General features: G+C 68.9%; 18 protein-coding genes. 6 read left to right on the top strand and 12 right to left on the bottom strand.

Features of this window, described 5'->3' with window-relative positions; genetic code table 11:
* The 10 genes from Q4E95_RS01505 to Q4E95_RS01460 form a co-directional block, all read right to left on the bottom strand.
* The coding region (locus Q4E95_RS01505; RefSeq protein WP_303381615.1) for an FAD-dependent oxidoreductase at positions 1-494 on the bottom strand (494 nt) is incomplete at its 3' end.
* 87 nt (positions 495-581) lie between these two features.
* The gene (locus tag Q4E95_RS01500; RefSeq protein ID WP_109222881.1) at positions 582-1,931 is read right to left on the bottom strand and encodes an NAD(P)/FAD-dependent oxidoreductase; all 1,350 of its coding nucleotides are present in this window, start codon (positions 1,929-1,931) and stop codon (positions 582-584) included.
* A gap of 235 nt (positions 1,932-2,166) precedes the next feature.
* Positions 2,167-3,612 (bottom strand): mercury(II) reductase, encoded by a 1,446-nt coding sequence (gene merA, locus Q4E95_RS01495; protein ID WP_109222880.1) that lies wholly within the window; start codon positions 3,610-3,612, stop codon positions 2,167-2,169.
* Positions 3,613-3,900: 288 nt separating this feature from the next.
* Entirely contained in the window at positions 3,901-4,437 is a 537-nt protein-coding gene (locus Q4E95_RS01490) for a DinB family protein (RefSeq protein WP_109222879.1), read from the bottom strand.
* Positions 4,434-5,057: a class I SAM-dependent methyltransferase gene (locus Q4E95_RS01485; protein ID WP_238663210.1), complete on the bottom strand. Its 624-nt coding sequence runs from the start codon at positions 5,055-5,057 to the stop codon at positions 4,434-4,436. The genes Q4E95_RS01490 and Q4E95_RS01485 overlap by 4 nt, the downstream gene beginning before the upstream one ends.
* A 167-nt stretch (positions 5,058-5,224) precedes the next feature.
* A complete protein-coding gene (locus Q4E95_RS01480; protein WP_109222878.1) occupies positions 5,225-5,830 on the bottom strand; it encodes a cadmium resistance transporter in 606 nt (201 codons plus the stop codon).
* Between the two features lie 236 nt (positions 5,831-6,066).
* Positions 6,067-6,414 (bottom strand): helix-turn-helix transcriptional regulator, encoded by a 348-nt coding sequence (locus Q4E95_RS01475; protein ID WP_062737353.1) that lies wholly within the window; start codon positions 6,412-6,414, stop codon positions 6,067-6,069.
* Positions 6,415-6,765: 351 nt separating this feature from the next.
* Positions 6,766-7,281, bottom strand: coding sequence for a signal peptidase II (gene lspA, locus Q4E95_RS01470; protein ID WP_109222877.1), 516 nt, complete (start codon positions 7,279-7,281; stop codon positions 6,766-6,768).
* Positions 7,278-9,227: a cation-translocating P-type ATPase gene (locus tag Q4E95_RS01465; protein ID WP_129701476.1), complete on the bottom strand. Its 1,950-nt coding sequence runs from the start codon at positions 9,225-9,227 to the stop codon at positions 7,278-7,280. The genes lspA and Q4E95_RS01465 overlap by 4 nt, the downstream gene beginning before the upstream one ends.
* A complete protein-coding gene (locus Q4E95_RS01460) occupies positions 9,224-9,610 on the bottom strand; it encodes a helix-turn-helix transcriptional regulator (RefSeq protein WP_062737356.1) in 387 nt (128 codons plus the stop codon). Before Q4E95_RS01460 ends, Q4E95_RS01465 begins: the two co-directional genes overlap by 4 nt.
* Positions 9,611-9,691: 81 nt before the next feature.
* On the opposite strand from Q4E95_RS01460, the gene Q4E95_RS01455 reads away from it, so the two are divergent.
* From Q4E95_RS01455 to ccsB, 6 genes are all read left to right on the top strand, one after another.
* Positions 9,692-10,441, top strand: a complete 750-nt coding sequence (locus Q4E95_RS01455) for a cytochrome c biogenesis CcdA family protein (protein WP_095650753.1) — start codon at positions 9,692-9,694, stop codon at positions 10,439-10,441.
* An 81-nt stretch (positions 10,442-10,522) separates the two neighbouring features.
* A complete protein-coding gene (cysK, locus tag Q4E95_RS01450; protein WP_109222875.1) occupies positions 10,523-11,458 on the top strand; it encodes a cysteine synthase A in 936 nt (311 codons plus the stop codon).
* A 13-nt stretch (positions 11,459-11,471) separates the two neighbouring features.
* Positions 11,472-11,597, top strand: a complete 126-nt coding sequence (locus Q4E95_RS01445) for a hypothetical protein (protein WP_259915413.1) — start codon at positions 11,472-11,474, stop codon at positions 11,595-11,597.
* 320 nt (positions 11,598-11,917) lie between these two features.
* Positions 11,918-12,541: a TlpA disulfide reductase family protein gene (locus tag Q4E95_RS01440; RefSeq protein WP_238663209.1), complete on the top strand. Its 624-nt coding sequence runs from the start codon at positions 11,918-11,920 to the stop codon at positions 12,539-12,541.
* A gap of 49 nt (positions 12,542-12,590) precedes the next feature.
* Complete coding sequence (locus Q4E95_RS01435) at positions 12,591-14,339, top strand: cytochrome c biogenesis protein ResB (protein ID WP_109222874.1); 1,749 nt, start codon at positions 12,591-12,593, stop codon at positions 14,337-14,339.
* A gap of 13 nt (positions 14,340-14,352) precedes the next feature.
* Positions 14,353-15,432 carry a c-type cytochrome biogenesis protein CcsB gene (gene ccsB, locus Q4E95_RS01430; RefSeq protein WP_109222873.1) on the top strand — a complete coding sequence of 360 codons (1,080 nt, stop codon included), beginning with the start codon at positions 14,353-14,355 and terminating at the stop codon, positions 15,430-15,432.
* A 569-nt stretch (positions 15,433-16,001) separates the two neighbouring features.
* Here ccsB and Q4E95_RS01425 read toward each other — a convergent pair.
* Both Q4E95_RS01425 and Q4E95_RS01420 read right to left on the bottom strand, forming a co-directional pair.
* Positions 16,002-17,018, bottom strand: coding sequence for a sodium:calcium antiporter (locus Q4E95_RS01425; RefSeq protein ID WP_129701472.1), 1,017 nt, complete (start codon positions 17,016-17,018; stop codon positions 16,002-16,004).
* Entirely contained in the window at positions 17,015-18,295 is a 1,281-nt protein-coding gene (locus Q4E95_RS01420) for a cytochrome P450 (protein WP_062737362.1), read from the bottom strand. The genes Q4E95_RS01425 and Q4E95_RS01420 overlap by 4 nt, the downstream gene beginning before the upstream one ends.
* Positions 18,296-18,569: the final 274 nt, after the last annotated feature.

The following is an 18,569-nucleotide window of genomic DNA, read 5'->3' as shown; positions in this document are numbered from 1 at the left end:
ATGTAGCCGGCCCCGACGACCACCGCCCGGCCCGGCCGGTCCCGCTCCAGCACCGTGCGCAGGGCGAGGCCGTCGTCGAGGGTCTGCACCCCGTGGATGCCGGCCGCCTCGATCCCGGGCAGTGGAGGGCGGGCCGGGGTGGCCCCGGTGGCGACCATGAGCTGGTCGAAGCCCTCCCAGGCCTCCCGGCCCCGGACGAGGTCACGCACCAGCACGGCGCGCCGGTGCAGGTCTATGTCCAGGACCTCGTGACCGGTCCGGGCGTCGATGGCGTGGTGGTCGCGGAACTGCTGCGGGGTGCGCGCGATCAGTGCCGTGGTGTCGGCGACGTCCTTGCCGATGAAGTACGGGATCCCGCAGGCGGAGTAGGAGGTGTAGTGACCGCGCTCGAACGCCACGATCTCCAACTGGTCCTGGGGCAGCTGGCGGCGGGCGGCGGAGGCCGCGCTCATCCCGGCGGCGTCCCCACCGATGACGATCAATCGTTGGGCCATGGGCTTCCCCTTTCTCGAGCAGTGCTTCGGCTTGCTGTCGCCTTCTGCAGCGGATCATGCCCGGTTGCCCGGGGCGGCGCCCAGCCCCTAGACCTCGAGCTGCTCCAGTGCGGCTTGGTAGGCCTCGTGGTAGGTGGGGAATTGGGCGATCTGATCGCGCAGGATTTCCAGCGGCAGCTGCGCCCGGATGGCCAGGGAGGCGTGGTGGATCCATTCCCCCGCCTGCGGGCCGACCGCCCACGCCCCGATCAGCACTGCCCGCTCGGCGTCGGCCAGCAGCCCCAGGTGCCCGCGCGGGTCCTGCTCGTAGGTCCACGGGCGGGCGATGGCCTGGGCCAGATCCAGCTCGGTGGCGATGGCACGGATCCCGCGCTGTTGCGCCTGCTCGGTGGTGAGTCCGGCGGCGGCGATCTCCGGGTCGGCGAACACCACCCGCGGGATCCCCTCATAGCCGGCCGGGCGCGGGCGGCCGAGGATCGCGTCGGCGGCGATCCGCCCCTGATACTTCGCCACATGGGTGAAGGGCATCACCGCGGTGACATCGCCGATCGCCCACAAGTTGTCGGCGGCCCGGGCGTGCTCGTCGATGAGCACCTCGCCGTGCTCGCCCAGACGTGCCCCGGCCGCCTCCAAGCCCAGACCCTGGGTGCGGGGGGCGCGGCCGGTGCCGAAGATCACCACGTCGGCGGCCACCTCGCTCCCGTCCTCGAGGATCACCATACTGTCCGCACCGTTCCTGTGGGCCTTGGCGGCCGAGGCGCCCAGGCGGATGTCGACCCCGGCTTCGGTCAGGTAGTCGTGGACGAGCTCCCCCACCCGGGGGTCCTCCCGGCCCAGCAGCCGGTCCCCGCGGTGGATGAGGGTGACCTGCACCCCGAAGCGGGCCAGGAACGTGGCGGTCTCCACCCCGACGGCGCTGCCGCCGATGATCACCGCCCGGCGCGGTAGATCGTGGGTGGTGTAGGTTTCCCGGTTGGTCCAGGCGGTGATCTCCTCGATACCCTCGATGGGCGGAATCACGGCCTCGGAGCCGGTGGCGATGATGATGTGCTCGGCGGTGATCTCCCGGTCCCCGACCTGGATCCGGCCCGGGCCGGTGAGACGGGCCTCGCCCCGGATCACGGTCGCGCCCTGGGCGGTGTAGCCCTCGGCCTGGGCGGAGTCGTCGAGGTCACGGATCATGTAGTCGCGGTATTCCCGGGTGGACGCCCAGTCCACCTCGGCCCCGGAGACCCCGGCGGCCTTGTGCACCTCGGTGCGGGCCTCGGCCGGGCGCAGCACCGTCTTGGAAGGGATGCACGCCCAGTAGGCGCACTCCCCACCGATCAACTCCCGCTCGATCACGGCGACGTTCTTCCCCGCCGCCAGCAGCCGGCCGGCGGCGACCTCACCACCGGGACCCATGCCCAACACGGCCACGTCGAAATGTTCGCTCATGATGCGTCTCCTTCAGATGCGGTGGATCTTTCGGCTCTGCTCATCGTGGCACCCCGTCCCATCACGGGGCAGGACGCGCGGTGCCAGCCGCCGCATGGTCGCCGGGGAGGTCGGAGGGGGCCTGGGCGAGCATCTGCTCGGCCGTGCTCATGCCTCCCGGCCGGCCACCGCAGAGGCCTCGTGGCCGGTCACCGTCGTCCCCTCCTGTGCTGGGGTGGCTGGTGGGGTCCGGGCCTCAAGCGGCGCAGCAGGACAGTTTCGAGACATCGGTGCGGAAGGACTGGGCGGCGATCTTCAAACCCTCAGCCATCGTCAGATACGGGCACCACAAGGTCGCCACCTGGTCCACCGTCATCCCCGCGGACAAGATGTATACCCCGGCCGCGGCCAGGTCCCCGGCCTCCTGGGCCACCGCGGTGATCCCCACGATCCGCCCGGTGTCGGCGTCGGCGACGATCTTGATGAACCCCCGGGTGTCACGGTTCACCAGCGCCCGCGGCACGTACTCCAGGGGCAGCACCCGGCACTCACACCGGATGCCCGCCTCCCGGGCCTGCTTATCCGTCATCCCCACCGCCCCCACCGCCGGGGAGGTGAAGGTGACCCGGGGAAGGTGGGTGTAGTCGACCCGCTGCCCGGTGTCGTGGAAGGCGTTCTCCACCGCGGTGACCCCGTGGGCGGAGGCCACGTAGACGAACTCCGGGTGCCCGGTGACATCCCCGGCCGCCCAGATCCGCGGATGCGAACTCGCCAGGGTGTCCTCCACGAGGATCTCCCCCCGCTCCCCCGTAGCCACCCCCACCGTGCCCAGGCCCAGGCCCTCGGTGACCGCCCGGCGCCCGGTGGCCACCAGCAACCGGTCCGCGGTGAACTCCTGGCGCCCGGCCCGGGTGGTGGCGGCCACCACAACGCCCCCGGTGGCCGGATCGGTGCCCACGGACTCGACCGCGGCCCGGCGCACCACTGTGATGCCCTCATCGGCGAAGACCCCCAGGAGGGTCTTCGAGACCTCCGGTTCCTCCCCGGACAGCAACCGGGAACGGACCAGCACCGTGACCTGCGAGCCCAGCCGGGCGAAGAGCTGGGCCTGCTCCAAAGCCACATAGCCGCCGCCGAGCACGATCATCGACTCCGGGACCTCCGGCAACTCCATCGCCGTCGTGGAGGTGAGGTAGTCGACATCCTCCAGCCCGGGAATCGGCGGAGCCCACGGGGCCGAGCCGGTGGCCACCAAGTAGTGCCGGGCCCGCACCTCCTCCACGGCCCCGCCCCCACCGGTGATCTCCAGCACCGGGTCCTGGGCCGTGCCGGTGAAGGCGGCCTCCCCTCGGCGCAGGTCCCACCCGTAGTCGGCGATCAGATCCACGTACTTCTCCGAACGCATCCCCTCCACCAGCCCGTCCTTGCCCGCCATCAGCCCCGGCATGTCCACCGGGCCCGCGGAGGCGGCGAGCCCGGGAAACCGACCAGGCGCCTCCAGGGCCACATGGCGGGCGGCCGCAGCAGCCAGCAACGCCTTCGACGGCACACACCCGGTGTTCACACAGGTGCCCCCCACCGTGGACCGCTCCACCATCACCACCCGTTGGCCCAGGCTGGTCGCCCGGATCGCCGCGGCGAAAGCACCACCACCAGAACCGATGATGGCCAGATCCGTCTCGATCACTGCCGTGTCAGCCATGACAACCTCCGCAACTCGGTGAGGAACACTTCCACCGGAAACTTTCCGCGCGCCTTTCTCCGACCCAGCCTGCACCTTCCCCCACAGGGGAAGGTCAAGGTGGCGCTGCGACAACAGCCCCCTGTCGGTGCCGGCTGAATACAGACCCTCGGGCGCCGGGCGGGTTCAACGGTGGGTTCACCCCAGGCTCATGGCCCCATCAGCATCAGCCTGGTCGGCCCTGACGTGGCGATCCCGCCCAAAACGCAGGACGCCCACTGAGCCGTCCCGACCGCACTACTCAGCTCCTCAGGATGGCCGGCCGATGGTCAGCTGCCGTCGGTGGTGATCGTAGTGCTGAGTGCCGTAGTGGTAGATCTCGGCCAGGCTCATCCAGTCCCGGAAGTACGGGTCCCAGGACACGGGCATGTGCATCCCACGGGCCAGTGCGGCCGCGGGCTCGGCGGCGAGCTGGGCCTGCAGGACCTCGACGGTGCGGTCGAACCACCGGATCAGCCGCGGACCGTGGATCACCCGCGCGGCCCCGCGGTCGCTGAAGTAGTTGAAGAGGTGGAACGGACGGGTGCCAGCCTCCAGTGTCCGGGCGAAGATGCGGCTGACCGGCTCGGGGAGCCGGCCCATCAGGCGCACCAGCGGCAGCAGGCGCCAGACGATCAGGTAGCCGAAGAACATGTGGAACAGCAGCTGCCCGTTGGTCCACCGAGTGCCTGACGAGAGATGGTGCACATCCGCAGGGGTCGCTTTAATGATCAGGGCGTGGAAGTCCGCGCGGACCCGCTCCAGCTCCTCATGGATGGTTCCGGGGGTGATGGGCGCGCTATTCATCGGCTGTTCCTGGAAGTGATGTCGCTGCCGGGAGCGTTCTGGGCATTGCCTGGCTTGTGGGCGATAAAACGTATGACCCGACCGCCGAAGGACAGCCGGAGGGCGAGTGGGGCAAGGCCGGCCTGGTCGAAGACTGGTCCGAAGGCTTCCGGTTCGATGAGCCGGTGCGGTGACCGGTCGGCACGGTGCACCAGGGATGCCATGGGTGAGGCCAGCAGGTCGTATCCCACGAAGGCCCCGCCCGGTCGCAGGACTCGGGCCGCCTGGGTCACCGCGTGTTCCCACTCGATGACGTGGTGGAGCATCAGAAAGCTCAGAATCGTGTCGAACGACTCGTCCTCGAAGGGCAGCCGAGTGGCATCGGCCTGACGCGCCTGGACCAAGGGGTGTCCGGCCAGGCGGTCCTGCGCGGCCTCGACCATCACCGGGTCGGCATCGGTCATGGTGAGCCGCACCCGGGGATGGGCTCGGGCGATGGCCTCGGCCATCGCACCGCTGCCTCCACCGATCTCCAGCACGTCCCCGGTGACGGGGAACCCCTGGGTCGCCCAAGGAACCATCCGCCGGGCCACAAGGCCCCATGGCGCGCTGCGACAGAAGGAGGCCTCTAAGGCGGACATCCTCGGCATGGTTTCCACCTTTCGGCGTACGCATCGTGTGCGCCGAGCCTAGTTCCACGATCGACGGTAGTGAACCGTTTAGGCAAAGGATGGGGGCGACCTGGCCATTCACACCGCCCGGGGGAGCCGGGGTCCCGTCGCAGGGCTGAGCTCAGCAGGCGGATGGGTTAGAGGCCGAAGGCGCCGCCTTCGAGGAGGATGACCACGCCCAGGCCGATCAGCACGATCGGGAACAGGATGTGTTCCCATCGTTCCAGGACTTCGGCGATGGGTTTGCGGGTGGCCACGTACTTGGCGATAGCCACCAGCACCGCGACCATGGCCAAAAAGGCGATGCAGTAGGCCACCATCGCGGTGGGGCCCACGGTGACGAATACGGGCACGTAGACCCCGATGTTGTCCCCGCCGTTGGCGAAGGTGACTGCGGCGACGGTCCAGATGCTGACCTGTTTGCCGGCGACCTTCCCCTCGTCATCGTCGTCGTCCTCGTCGCTGCGCCAGACCTTCCAGGCCGCGATGAGGCCGAGGATCAGGGGAATGAGGCCGAAGTAGGGAATGGCCTCGGGCGGCAGGAAGGTGCTGGCGCCCAGGGTCACCAGCACGGAGGCGACCAGGATGCCGCCGAAGCCCACGTACTGGCCGATCCCGATTTTGGCGGTAGTGCCACGGGCTCCGGCTCCGCGGGCGAAGAACAGGGAGAGCACGATGATGTCGTCGATGTTGGTGGCCGCGAACAGGCCGATCGCCTGCAGCACGGGGGAGATGAGTTCCATAACCTGTCTTTTCTTAGGTGGGGAGAATCGCCGACCGGGACCTGGCGTGCTGCGCTGTGTCGGGCGGCCGAGTGCGCAGGCAAGGGAAGGCTGCCGGGAGCCGATGCCCCGGGCACCATCACCGGGGCACTGTCACCGGGTATGGGTCGCGGCGCCCGTCATGGGCACCCGAAGGCGCACCAGCACCCGCTTTCACCCTCAGTGCGTGGGCGGGCCAGGTGAGGGTGATGTATTTGTCAGTGTTCTTGGGTGGAGGTGCCGTAGGCGGGACACAGCGCGACCTGGGAACCGGTGGCTGCCAGCAGGGTCTCGGCGGCGGCGAGCACATCCATCAGCTCCGGGCGGGTCAGAGCGTAGAAGATCTGCCGCCCCTCGACGCGTCCGGCCACCAGCCCGCACTCGCGCAGGCAGGCCACATGGGCCGAGACGGTGGATTGAGCCAGGCCCGTTTCCTCCACCAGGTCCCGCACTCGAGCTTCACCGCCGGCCAGGCGCCCCACGATGGCCAGGCGAGTGGGATCGGACAGGGAGTGAAACAGGGCCACAGCCGGGGCCAGGCCGGTCGTACAACTAGTGTTCGTCATGACCCGATCCTATCGCCTAATTCCGATTGATTGGACGGGGTGGATCTGACGTTGCCCGCAAGGGACGGTGCAGGGCCTTTTGTCCAGGGAATGGTGGGTCTCGGGCTGGAGACTACCTCGACCCGAGCCTACCCGGCAGAGAAGCTGTTGTGGCCGCCGTGCAGGGGCCCGAGATAGTCATCGGCTCGGTGCGACGGGAGGCCCGGGGGCCTCGCCTGCGGTGGCTGTGGCCAAAGAGCGGCGGGCATGGGCGTGACGAGTGAAGGCCCGGGGCGGGACCCGTGGTGGCCTGAGTCAGGGCCGCCGAGGAGGTCTCGGCGGCCCTGACGTTACGCGATGAGCAGGTGGGGGCTATTCGGCGGAGATGTCCTGGGGGCGCGGAGCCAGCAGCGTACCCAGGATCAAGAGGCCCACCCCGGTGGTGACGAAGACGTCGGCGAGATTGAAGGTGGGGAACCACCCGGTGTGCAGGTAGTCCACCACCCCTCCCCCGTCGAGGCGGTCCAGGAAGTTTCCGATAGCGCCCCCGAGCATCAGGGTCGCTCCGGTACGGGCCAGCCCGGTCAGGGTGGGTGTCGCAACGAGCAAATACCAGATCAGCCCGGCGATGATCGCCCCGGTCGCGGCGATGATGACCCAGGAGGGCAGGGCCGCCCCGAGGCTGAAGGCCACCCCGGTGTTGTGGTGCAGCTGCAGCGTGAGCGGCCCCAGATCTACCGTGGTCCCGTCGGTGAGACGGGCTGAGGTCACGGCTTTGAGAATCAGATCGACGGTGGCCAGCGCCGCTGCCCCGGCCAGCAAGAGGGTCCGGGACCGGCGAGCAGATCGGGACGAAGGGCCGACCTGCCCGGCGACGGGGGCGCTCATGCGGCCGGTTCCAGAGCCGGTGCGGGCTGGGTAGTGGGCAGCTGGGTGCGGCGGGAGATCCGCCCGGCGCGTACCCCGTTGGCGATGATCAGGATTTCGGCCACCTCGTGTACCAGCACCACCGCGGCCAACCCGAGGATCCCAAACAGGGCCAGGGGGATCAGCACCGCGATCAGCGCCAGGGACACCCCGACGTTCTGCAGCATGATCGAGCGGGTCCGCCGGGCGTGCTCGAGGGCTTGGGGCAGGTGGTGGAGGTCCTCGCCCATCAAGGCGATGTCGGCGGTCTCGATGGCCACGTCGGTGCCCATTGCGCCCATGGCGATGCCGATGTCGGCGGTGGCCAGGGCGGGGGCGTCGTTGACGCCGTCACCGACCATCGCCGTGGGGCGTTGCGCCTTGAGGGTGCGGATGATCTCGGCTTTGTCCTCCGGGCGCAGGTCGGCGTGGACCTGGGTGATGCCGGCGGCCTCGGCCAGGGCATGGGCGGTGAGGGTGTTGTCCCCGGTGAGCATCGCGGTGGTGTATCCGGCGCGGTTGAGCCGGGTGATCACCTCTCGGGCCTCCGGGCGCAGCTCATCGCGCACCGCGATCGCCCCGATGACACGCCCGTCCTGCTCGATGAGCACGGCCGTGGCCCCGGAGCGCTGCATCCGCTCGATCTCGGCGACCAGGGGCCCCGGGTCGATCCACCCGGGCCGGCCCAGCCGCAGGCGGGCGCCGTCCAGGGTGCCGTAGAGCCCGGCCCCGGGCACGGTATCCACCTGGGTCACCTCGGCCCGCTCAGGTGTGGCGGCGAGGATGGCCCGGGCCAGGGGGTGTTCGCTGCGGGCCTCCAACCCGGCGGCCAGTCCCAGCACCTGCTGCCGGGTCACCCCGCCAGTGGTGGCGACCTCGATGACGGCCGGGTTGTTGCGGGTGAGGGTGCCGGTCTTGTCCAGGGCGATGGTGCCGATCTTGCCCAGGGTCTCCACCGCGGCCCCGCCCTTGATCAGCACCCCGATGCGGCTGGCGGCTCCGACCGAGGCCACCACGGTGACGGGCACCGAGATCGCCAGGGCGCACGGGGAAGCGGCGACCAGCACGACCAGGGCGCGTTCGAACCACAGGACCGGCTCCCCCACGATGAACCCGTAGGCGATGATCAGGGCGGCGACGATGAGGATGCCCGGCACCAGGCGTTTGGCGATCGCATCGGCCAGTCGCTGGCCGGGGCCTTTGCGGGACTGCTCGGTCTCGACGATGTGCACGATCTTCGCCAAGGAATTGTCCTCGGCGGTGCTGGTGACTTCCACCTCCAGCGGGCCGGTGCCGTTGATGGACCCGGCGTAGACCTCCGCGCCGGGGCCGGCCTCCACGGGCACGGACTCCCCGGTCAGCGCCGAGGTGTCCAAGGAGGTGCGCCCGGTGAGGATCCGCCCATCGGTGGCCACCCGCTCCCCGGGCCGCACCACCATCCGGTCCCCCAGTACCAGCTCAGCCGGGGGCACGGTGACCTGCACCCCGGCCCGGAGCACCGTGGCCTGATCCGGGACCAGCTCCAGCAGCGCGCGCAGCCCGCGCCGGGTGCGCGCCACCGAGTACTCCTCCAGGGCCTCGGCGATGGCGTAGAGGAAGGCCAGCATCGCCGCTTCCTCGATCTGCCCCAGGGCGACCGCTCCGACGGCGGCGATGGTCATCAGGGTCCCGACCCCGATCTTGCCCCGGGCCAGCCGGCGCAGCGTGGAGGGCACGAACGTCCATCCGGCCGCCAGCAGCGCGCCCGTCTCCAGGCTCAGCGCCACCCACAGAGGAACCCCGGCCAGCGACAGGATCCAGCCGGCCAGCAGCAGCACCCCGGCCGCGGCGGCGAACCGGACCTCGCGCACCTGCCAGAAGCCCTCGGCCTCCTCCCCGGCCTCACCGGTTTCGTTCTTCTCGTCGCTGCATCCGCAGGCATCGCTCATCGGGTGATCTCCTGAATCTGGGGGGTGTCACGGGCATCCAGCCCGTAGTTCGGGCACAGACTCACGGCGTTGCCGGTGGCCGCCAGCAGCACCTCAGTGGCGGCCAGCACGTCCATCAGCTCCGGGCGGGTCAGCGAGTAGTACACGCTGCGCCCCTGCGCCCGACCCTGCACCAGCCCGCAACCACGCAAGCACGCCACATGGCCGGACACGGTCGACTGGGCCAGCCCCAGCTCGCTGGTGAGATCACGCACCCGCACCTCCCCGGAAGCCAAGCGCTGCACAATCGCCAGCCGGGTCGGGTCACTGAGGGAGTGGAACAACGCCGCCGCCGGATCCAACACCTCACAAGGGGCATCCGGAACATACTCTGAAATCGTCATGGACCGATGATAACCGTGTTTTGGGCTGACAGTGGTCATGTGCGGTAGTCTCAGGGCGCCCCCTGGCCCGAGGAGATGGTGATGACGATTGGCGGCTACTTCGCCGAGACGGTGAACTCCGGGGCCCTGCTCATCGCCGTGCCCTTGGCGGTGATCGCCGGGATCGTCTCTTTCATCTCCCCGTGCATCCTGCCGTTGGTGCCCGGCTACCTCGGCTACGTCTCCGGGCTGACCGATCCGACCCGGGCCGACAACCGGCGGCGGGTGCTGGCCGGGGTGGGGCTGTTCATCCTGGGTTTCGCGGCCGTGTTCACTGTCTACGGGGCGGCCTTCGGCGCCATCGGGGGCTGGTTGGTGCGGTGGCAGGATCCGCTGATGCGGGTGTTGGGGGTGTTCGTGGCGCTCATGGGCCTGGTGCTGGTCGGGAAGTTCCCCTTCCTGCAGCAGACCAAGAAGCTGTCCTTCCAACCCCGCACCGGCATCGCCGGCGCCCCGCTGCTCGGGGTGGTCTTCGGCCTGGGTTGGACCCCCTGCATGGGCCCGACCCTGAGTGCGGTGCTGGCGCTGAGCACCACCACCGGCGGGGCCTGGCGCGGAGCCCTGCTGGGCTTCACCTACTGCCTGGGCCTGGGCATTCCATTCGTGCTGGTCGCGGCCGGGCTCAACTGGGTCACCACGACCCTGAGCTACATCCGCCGCAACATCCGCACCTTCAACATCGCCGGCGGCTCCGTACTGATCGCCGTGGGGCTGCTGATGGTGACCGGGATCTGGATGCAGTGGATCTATCAGCTCCAAAGCCTCGCCGGCACCTTCATCACTCCTGTCTGAGCCCGGGAGAACATCCCCGGCTTGTGACGCACCGAATCCCAACACCCACCGATTCACCACACCACCACCCAGGAGCACACCATGGCGAAGATCTACCACGACGTCACCGAGATCGTGGGCAGCACCCCGCTCGTCCACCTCAACCGGCTCGACGAGGGCCTGCCCGGCAACGTCGCCGTGAAGCTGGAGTTCTACAACCCGGCGAACTCCGTCAAGGACCGCATCGGGGTCTCCATCGTCGACGCCGCCGAGAACTCCGGGAAGCTCAAGCCCGGCGGCACGATCGTCGAGGGCACCTCCGGCAACACCGGCATCGCCCTGGCCCTGGTCGGCGCCGCCCGCGGCTACAAGGTGATCCTCACCATGCCCGAGACCATGTCCACCGAGCGGCGGGTCATGCTCCGCGCCTACGGCGCCGAGATCGTCCTGACCCCCGGTGCCGAGGGGATGCGCGGAGCGGTCGAGAAGGCGCAGGAGATCGTCGGCTCCAGTGACAACGCCGTCCTCGCCAGCCAGTTCGCCAACGAGGCCAACCCCGCGATCCACTACCGGACCACGGGCCCCGAGATCTGGGAGGACACCGACGGCCAGGTCGACGTCTTCGTCTCCGGCGTGGGCACCGGCGGCACCATCACCGGCGCGGGCCGCTACCTGCGCGAGCAGAAGCCGGACATCCGCCTGGTCGTCGTCGAGCCGGCCGACTCACCCCTGCTCACCGAGGGCAAGGCCGGCCCGCACAAGATCCAGGGCCTCGGGGCGAACTTCGTCCCCGACAACCTCGACCGGGACATCTACGACGACGTCTACGACGTGAGCGTCGAGGACTCCGTGCGGGTCGCCCGGGAGCTGGGCACCAAGGAGGGCATCCTCGGCGGGATCTCCTCGGGCGCCATCGTGTGGGCCGCCCTGCAGGATGCCGCCAAGGAGGAGAACCGCGACAAGTTGATCGTGGCGGTTGTGTGCGACTACGGGGAGCGCTACATCTCCACCCTGCTCTACGAGGACATCCGCGGCTGAGGCCCTGCCAGGGTTGCCGACCCACATCACCGATCCGCAGCTGCCGCAAGCCACCACCAAGGCCGAGCTGATGGCCCGCGTGCTGGCCGAAAACGGCCTGGGGCACGTGGGTCTCGCCCTCGATCTGGAGTCCCCGTAGCTGTCCGCCGGAGGAGAACCGCGCGTGGTCATTCCCTGGAGTCCGCCCTAACCGCGGCACCTCCGTCTCGGGCCGCATCGCCATTGCCCGGAGAGCCAATGCCCCCGCAGCCGGTGGTCGCCGCCCCGACGGCAACGGTGATTCCCGTTGCTATGATCGACGTATAACGATCATCTCTGAGTGTGCCGGCGTGCGCCCCAGGCCCTCGACAACAGGCCCGCCGTGTTGCGCTCAGAGGCCTATCGGCTTCCCGGTTCATCGTTTCCGGGGTCAGCCCCTACCCGTCCCCGAGCCCGTTTCGACCCTGAGGTGAAATGCCCGTGCCCTCGAACTCTTCACTGCCCACCCACCCGTCCCGCCGCCGTGTGCTCTCCTTGGCCGGTGCAGGAGTCCTCGGGGTGGTCATGGCCGGCTGCGGTGCGGAGGAAGATCCCCTGGCCCAACAGGCCAACACGGGAGACGAGAAGGGCTACATCGCCGGGGACGGCACCGTCTCGGAGTACGCCCCGGATCAGCGGGGGGAGCCGGTGCAGTTCAGCGGCACCCTTTTCGATGGGACCGAGCTCTCGGCCGAGGACTTGCGGGGGAAGCCCGCGCTGCTGAACTTCTGGTACGCGGCCTGCCCTCCGTGCCGGGTGGAGGCCCCGGACCTCGCCGAACTCGCCCAGCAGTTCGAGGGGCAGATCGCCTTCTACGGGGTAAACCTGCGCGATGATCAGGCCACGGCCGAGGCCTTCGAGCGGACCTTCGGGATCCCGTACCCCTCCTTCGAAGACAAGGACGGGAAGGTGGTGATGGCCCTGAACGCCTATGTGCCCCCGCGGGCGGTGCCCACCACGCTGGTGCTCGACGCCCAAGGCCGGGTCGCAGCCCGCATCCTGGGGATCGCAGACCGGTCCATCCTCGAGACCCTCCTCGAGGACACGGTGGCCGAGACAGCATGACTTCCGGCACCCCCTCCGCCGTCCCCGCACAGGGAGCTGAAAGGTCACCATGAGCACCACTAGCAGCAGGCAGAGCACCCCTGAGGACACCCCCGGCAGGGGCCCCCGAGGCTCATCGCCCACCGGACCCGGCAAGAACCCCGGGGATGTCGAGCTGCCGGCGCTGGGGCCGGTCGGGATGGCCCGGTGGGCGTGGGCGCAGCTGACGAAGATGAACACCGCCCTGTTCCTGCTGCTGTTGCTGGCGGTGGCGGCGGTGCCCGGCTCGACCTTCCCGCAGCGGATCCAGGACACGGGTGCGGTGGCCGACTACATCGATGCCAACCCGACCCTGGGCCCGTGGCTGGACCGGCTGCAGTTCTTCGACGTGTTCTCCTCCGTGTGGTTCTCCGCGATCTACATCCTGCTGTTCGTCTCCTTGGTGGGGTGCGTACTGCCCCGGGCGGGCAAGCACTGGCGGGCCTGGCGGGCGCAGCCCCCGCGCACCCCTAAACGGCTGGAACGGCTGCCCGAGCACCGCCGCCTGGTCCTCGGTGGGCCCGCGGACGCCCCGGCCCCGGACGAGGTCGTGGCCCAGGCCGCCCGCCTGCTGGGCAAGCGCGGCTACCGGGTGGCCGTGCGCGACACAGGAGGACCGGCACCGTCGGTGGCCGCCGAGCGGGGAATGTGGAAGGAGGTCGGCAACGTCGTCTTCCACCTGGCGCTGCTGGGCGTGCTGGTCTCCGTGGCCGTGGGGTCCCTGTTCGGCTTCAAGGGCCAGAAGATCCTCGTGGAGGGCGATTCGTTCGCCAACTCGTTGATCAACTACGACGCGTTCATCCCGGGCACCAACTACGACCCCGACCAGCTGGAGCCGTTCTCCCTCACCCTGGAGAACTTCGAGGTCGAGTTTTACCGCGACACCGCCGTTCCCAGTCAGTATGGGACTCCGGTGGACTTCACCGCCGAGGTCACCGTCCAGCAACCCGGAGGACAGCCGCGGCAGGAGACCCTGAAGGTCAACGCCCCGGTCAACGTCGACGGGGTGAAGTCGTTCCTGATCGGCAACGGCTACGCCCCCCTGATCCGGGTGACCGACGGCAACGGCGACGTCGCCTTCGAGGGGCCGGTGGTGGGCATTCCTTCCGACGGGGTCTACACCTCTTCACTCGTGCTCAAGGTCCCCGACGCTGCCCCGGACCAGCTAGGCTTCACCGGCCTGCTGCTGCCCACCGCCGTCACCGGGGCCGATGGGCTCCCGCGGTCGGCGGATCCGGGACTGGCCAACCCGAAGCTGATCCTGTCCTCCTACTCCGGGGACCTCGGACTGGACTCCGGAGTCCCCCAGAACGTGTACGCGCTTGACGTCGAAGGGCTCACCGAGCTCAACGGCATGCTCACCCCCGATGGGCCGATCACCCTGGATGCCGCGGGCCCGGTCTACGAGCTGCCCCAGGGCAAGGGCAGCATCGAGTTCCTCGATGTGAAGCGCTACGTGGGCCTGGATATCGTCTACGACCCGGGACGGACGGGCGCCTTCGTGTCCTTCGTGCTGGCCTTCACGGGCCTGTTGATGTCGATGTTCATCGCCCGCCGCCGCCTCTGGGTGAGGGCCTCGAAAGGCGTCGACAAGGACGGGGCCCCAACCACAATCCTGGAGTACGGTCTGCTGGCTCGCGGGGAGGACCCCCGGCTGGCGGCCGAGGCGCAGCGGCTGGGCGAGCTGTTCACCCAGCAGTGGGGCACCGCGCCCCCGCCCGCTGACGCTGCCGCACACCCCAAAACGAGCAGGGCCCACAGCGGGCCGGCCCACACCTGAGAGGACATCACCGATGACCGTCAATGAGGACCTGGGCGCCTGGAGCCAGTTGTTCATGCTCCTGGCCGCCATGACCTACCTGGTGGCCTTTGTGGCCTTCGCCTGGGACATGGCCTCCCACTCCAAGATCCTGCGCAGGGCCCGACCCGAGCAACACAACAGATCGGAAGGGCAACTGGTCGGCGCGGCAACCACTGCCACGGTGAACACGGTGGAGGCCGATGATTCCCGGGCCGGGCTGGGCACCGGTGACCGCGGCCGCGGGTACCCGGCCTCCGCCCAGTCGGTGCTGGCCGAACACGTCGCTGACTCCTCCATGCGCTACACCGGGACCCGCCGCCCAGCGGCCCAGGCGGCCGTGACCGTCATGGTCCTGGCCTTCGCCCTGCACGCCGTGGCTGTGATGGCCCGGGCGGTGGCCGCCGGACGGGTGCCCTGGGGCAACATGTACGAGTTCGCCACCACCGGGGCACTCGTCGTGGCCGGGGTCTACCTGGGTGCGCTGCTGCTGAGGGACCTGCGCTTCGTGGGCACCCTCGTCACCGGGCTCGTGGTGATCATGCTCACCGCCGCCACCATCGGCTTTCCCACCCCGGTGGGCCCGCTGGTCCCCGCGCTGCAGTCCTGGTGGCTGGTCATCCACGTCTCCATCGCCGTGGCCGCCTCCGGGATCTTCACCATCACCTTCGCCATGGCCGTCCTCCAACTGCTGCAGGCCCGCCGGGAGAAAGCCATTCTGGCCGGTGAGGCCCCCGGCATGGGCTTCCTGGGCATGGTGCCCTCCGCCCAGGCGCTGGAGAACCTGTCCTTCCGGCTCAACGCGATCGGCTTCGCGTTCTGGACCTTCACCCTGGCCGCCGGCGCGATCTGGGCCGAGCAGTCCTGGGGCCGCTACTGGGGCTGGGACGTCAAAGAAGTCTGGACGTTCGTGATCTGGGTCGTCTACGCCGCCTACATGCACGCTAGGGCCACCCGCGGCTGGACCGGCACCCGCTCAGCCTGGCTGTCCATCGTCGGATACTTGTGCGTCATCTTCAACTTCGCCGTCGTCAACACGGTCTTCACCGGCCTGCACTCTTACTCCGGGCTGTAACCCCGGCGGCGTAGACCGCCAGCTACGGGGCGGGATTCGTCGTGATCCAGCAGGGAACGGATTGCAGAAACAGGCACGGAAAGAACCCATGGGCCGCTGCCCCGCGGCGCTGGGGCGCGCATCAGGGATACTCCCGGCGCCGCCCTGCGATGGCGTCCCGATCACGGCACCCCGCCCCAGCACTTCCTTGATTTCCGGGCCTGAGAAGGACCCCTTTCGCAGCGCCCATCCAGGCACCACCACGGCCAGGCGGATATCTTCTTGGCGCATCGACCGGCCGGTGCCGGTGCCCGGTACTCAGACATCCAGCAAAGGTCACCCGTGAAGCGCTCTGCCACCATCACCGCCCTCGTCCTGGGGTGCGCTCTGGTGCTGCCCGGATATACCGGCAGCATCGAAGAAGCAGCCGAGGAGAAATCCTCCGGAACTTCTTTTGCTGCAAGCGGAGTCAGCGCCCTGGAGGCGGTTGGCATTCACCTAAGACTTCCCCCCAGTAACATGCACGCGAACCATGTGCCGGAGTGAATCGCACCAGGTCCCGTGGAGGCTCTGTCCCAGGTTTCGCCCTATCAGCGGCCGCTGGCTCCGGCCAGGAAGAAGAGAACGGCGGCAGTGCACAGGAGATATGCGATCAGAGCCCCACCGAGCATGACGACATCGCGGAGGATGAACCCGTAGGAGTCGTGGCGTTCGCGGCGGTAGCTCAGAACGGCGAAGAGCACCGGCATGAGCGCAACGAAAGCCATAACGGTGAGCACGACCGGGTAGTTCTGCACCGGCACGGTCACGATCGCCAGAGGCAGCACCGCAAGCGTGAAGGTCATGGTGTGGTCGGCGAAGACGCTGGTGATCCCGCTGGTCACCTGCCCACTGCGGACCACGGACCAGGTGGTGAACACCTGCGGCAGAGCAGTCATGAACGCGGTGATGAACAGCCCGCTGACCAGCGGTGCCAGGCCAAGCGCTGAACCGATCTGCTGGGTTCCGGTGACGAGGACGTAGGAACCCACGGCAAGTGCGGCTACACCGCCGAGCGTCAGCAGGGTCTGTTTCCCCGACCACGAGACCTGACCACGTTCACCACCACGACCGCGGAAGAGGGCCTGCCCGAGGTAGATGACGTATGCGACCACGGCGATCAAGCCATCGATCGGCTGCAACCCTCGCCAGGCCGGAGGCAGGATGAGCACCGCGAACAGGGCGACGACGGCAAGGTAGGGCAGTGCATCGATGAGCACCGCGCTCTTCTCGATCCGCAGGCCCTCGCCCTGCTCGGCAGGTTTCTTGTCGCTGGTCGCCCGGTTCTTCCGAAACGCCGCGTAGCCGACCGCGACGGTGATCGGGATCGAGACCACGGTGGAGCCGAGCATGCTGCCCAGTCCGACCGCTCCGGCCCCGGTGGCCGCGCTGACGACGTTGATGCCGACATCGGGGCTGGCGCTGCCGAGAGCGACCAGTGGGCCGCCGGCGGCGCCGGTGAACCCGTACCGCTGCCGTACCGCCTTCAGGGGAGCGGCCAGCTGCTCAGCGCCCCAGCGGGTGGCGAATGCCGCCAAGACCAAGCCCACCACCCACACCCACGTCATCGCGGCCCTCCCCCCACCGTTGCGCTCGACGGTACGGAGCGCACGTCGGAGATCACGAATCCGCTGGATGGCAGGGTGGGCATGCGACGCAGGCTGATCCGCAGATCCTGGGACGGGACGTCATAGGTCATCTCCCGCGTCAGGATGGCCAGCGCCGCCTTCATCAGGGCGATGGTGATCCACTCCCCCGCGCACCGGTGGCCGATGTGGTGATCCCCGCCGCCTTGTGGGATGAGACCGTAGGCGCCGCCGTCCCAAGTGGTGAAGCGGTCCGGATCGAAGATCTCGGGGTTCTCCCACAGGTCGGGGTGGTGGTTGGTGCCGTACAGGTCCAGGAGCGTTCTACGCCCCTGGGGGAAGTGCACGCCCTGCCAATCGAAGGCAGTGCGCACCCGAGCACCGACCATCGGGAAGAAAGGATAGAAGCGGCGGACCTCCTGAACGAACAACTCGGCGTCGCGGTCACCGCCCTGGCGCAACCGGCTTCGCCACTGGGGGTGCTGGTGCAGGGCCAAGGCCGCGAAGATGATGAAGCGGTCGACCGCGACCGTGGGACGCACGAGGTTGAGCAGCTCGACCGCGGCAATCCGGCTGCCCAACAGCTGCCCACCAGGCTCGCGGTGAGTGGACACGACCTGCAAGGCGCTGCCCTCCGGGGCAGCGTGCTCCCCGCGGCGTACCCGATCCACCAGGTCCGCAATGGCTTGTTCGGCCCCGTGGCGGGCGCGCCGGCCCCGCCAGTGCCGGGGACCGACCGCAGCGGGAGCCTCGATCATGGCGTGCAAGGACTGGGTGCGGCCCCTGACCTGGGACTCGGTGACGGGGACACCGACCCAGCTACTGACCGCCTGGCACAGGATCTGCCCGACCTCCTCGTACAGCACGATGCGGTCAGCGGCTTCCCACCCGATAATCCGGGCTCTCCAGCCGTCGGCGACCAGGCCCGTCAAAGTACGGATGTCGTGCGGGGTCATGAGATCCATGAACATCTGCTTGCGCGCCCGGTGGGTCTGTCCGTCTAGGCCCTGCACGCCACCGACACCGAGCAACGTCTTCTGCACCCGCATTGGGAAGGCACCTCGTCGCTGGAACCGGTCGGCGTCGTAGAAGACCTGCGCGGCCTCCGCACCGCGCAGACACACCGTCGGCTCCAGCAGCAGGCGGGTCTGGAACACATCGGTTCCGTACCGTTCACACCGCCGGGACACGAACTCATAGCCCTGCCAAGCCAAGGCCAGAGTGCTGTCCATACTGAGGTCGTACGCCATGCGTCCCATCAGGACTCCCTCTCACGGTGGACTCGCGGCATCGTGGCCTCGGACCTCGGAAAGCATGATCGCGACTGAAGGATGACATTACCCTGGCGAGGTACCAACGTCAGATGCCGATCGAAGCGCTACAGCGGTAATACCTTCCAAGACGGGATCCCGAGCCCCTGCGATGGCGACCTGATGCAACGCGTCCGACCGGACGCGGCCGGCGATCACCCGATGTCTGTCAGCGGAACATGGGCCACGGATGATGAGTCTGATGGGCAAGCTGGGTCTGACA

This window comes from Kocuria sp. (assembly GCF_030536815.1).
Lineage (GTDB): Bacteria > Actinomycetota > Actinomycetes > Actinomycetales > Micrococcaceae > Kocuria > Kocuria gwangalliensis.
This window is presented reverse-complemented; position numbering and strand designations above follow the sequence as displayed.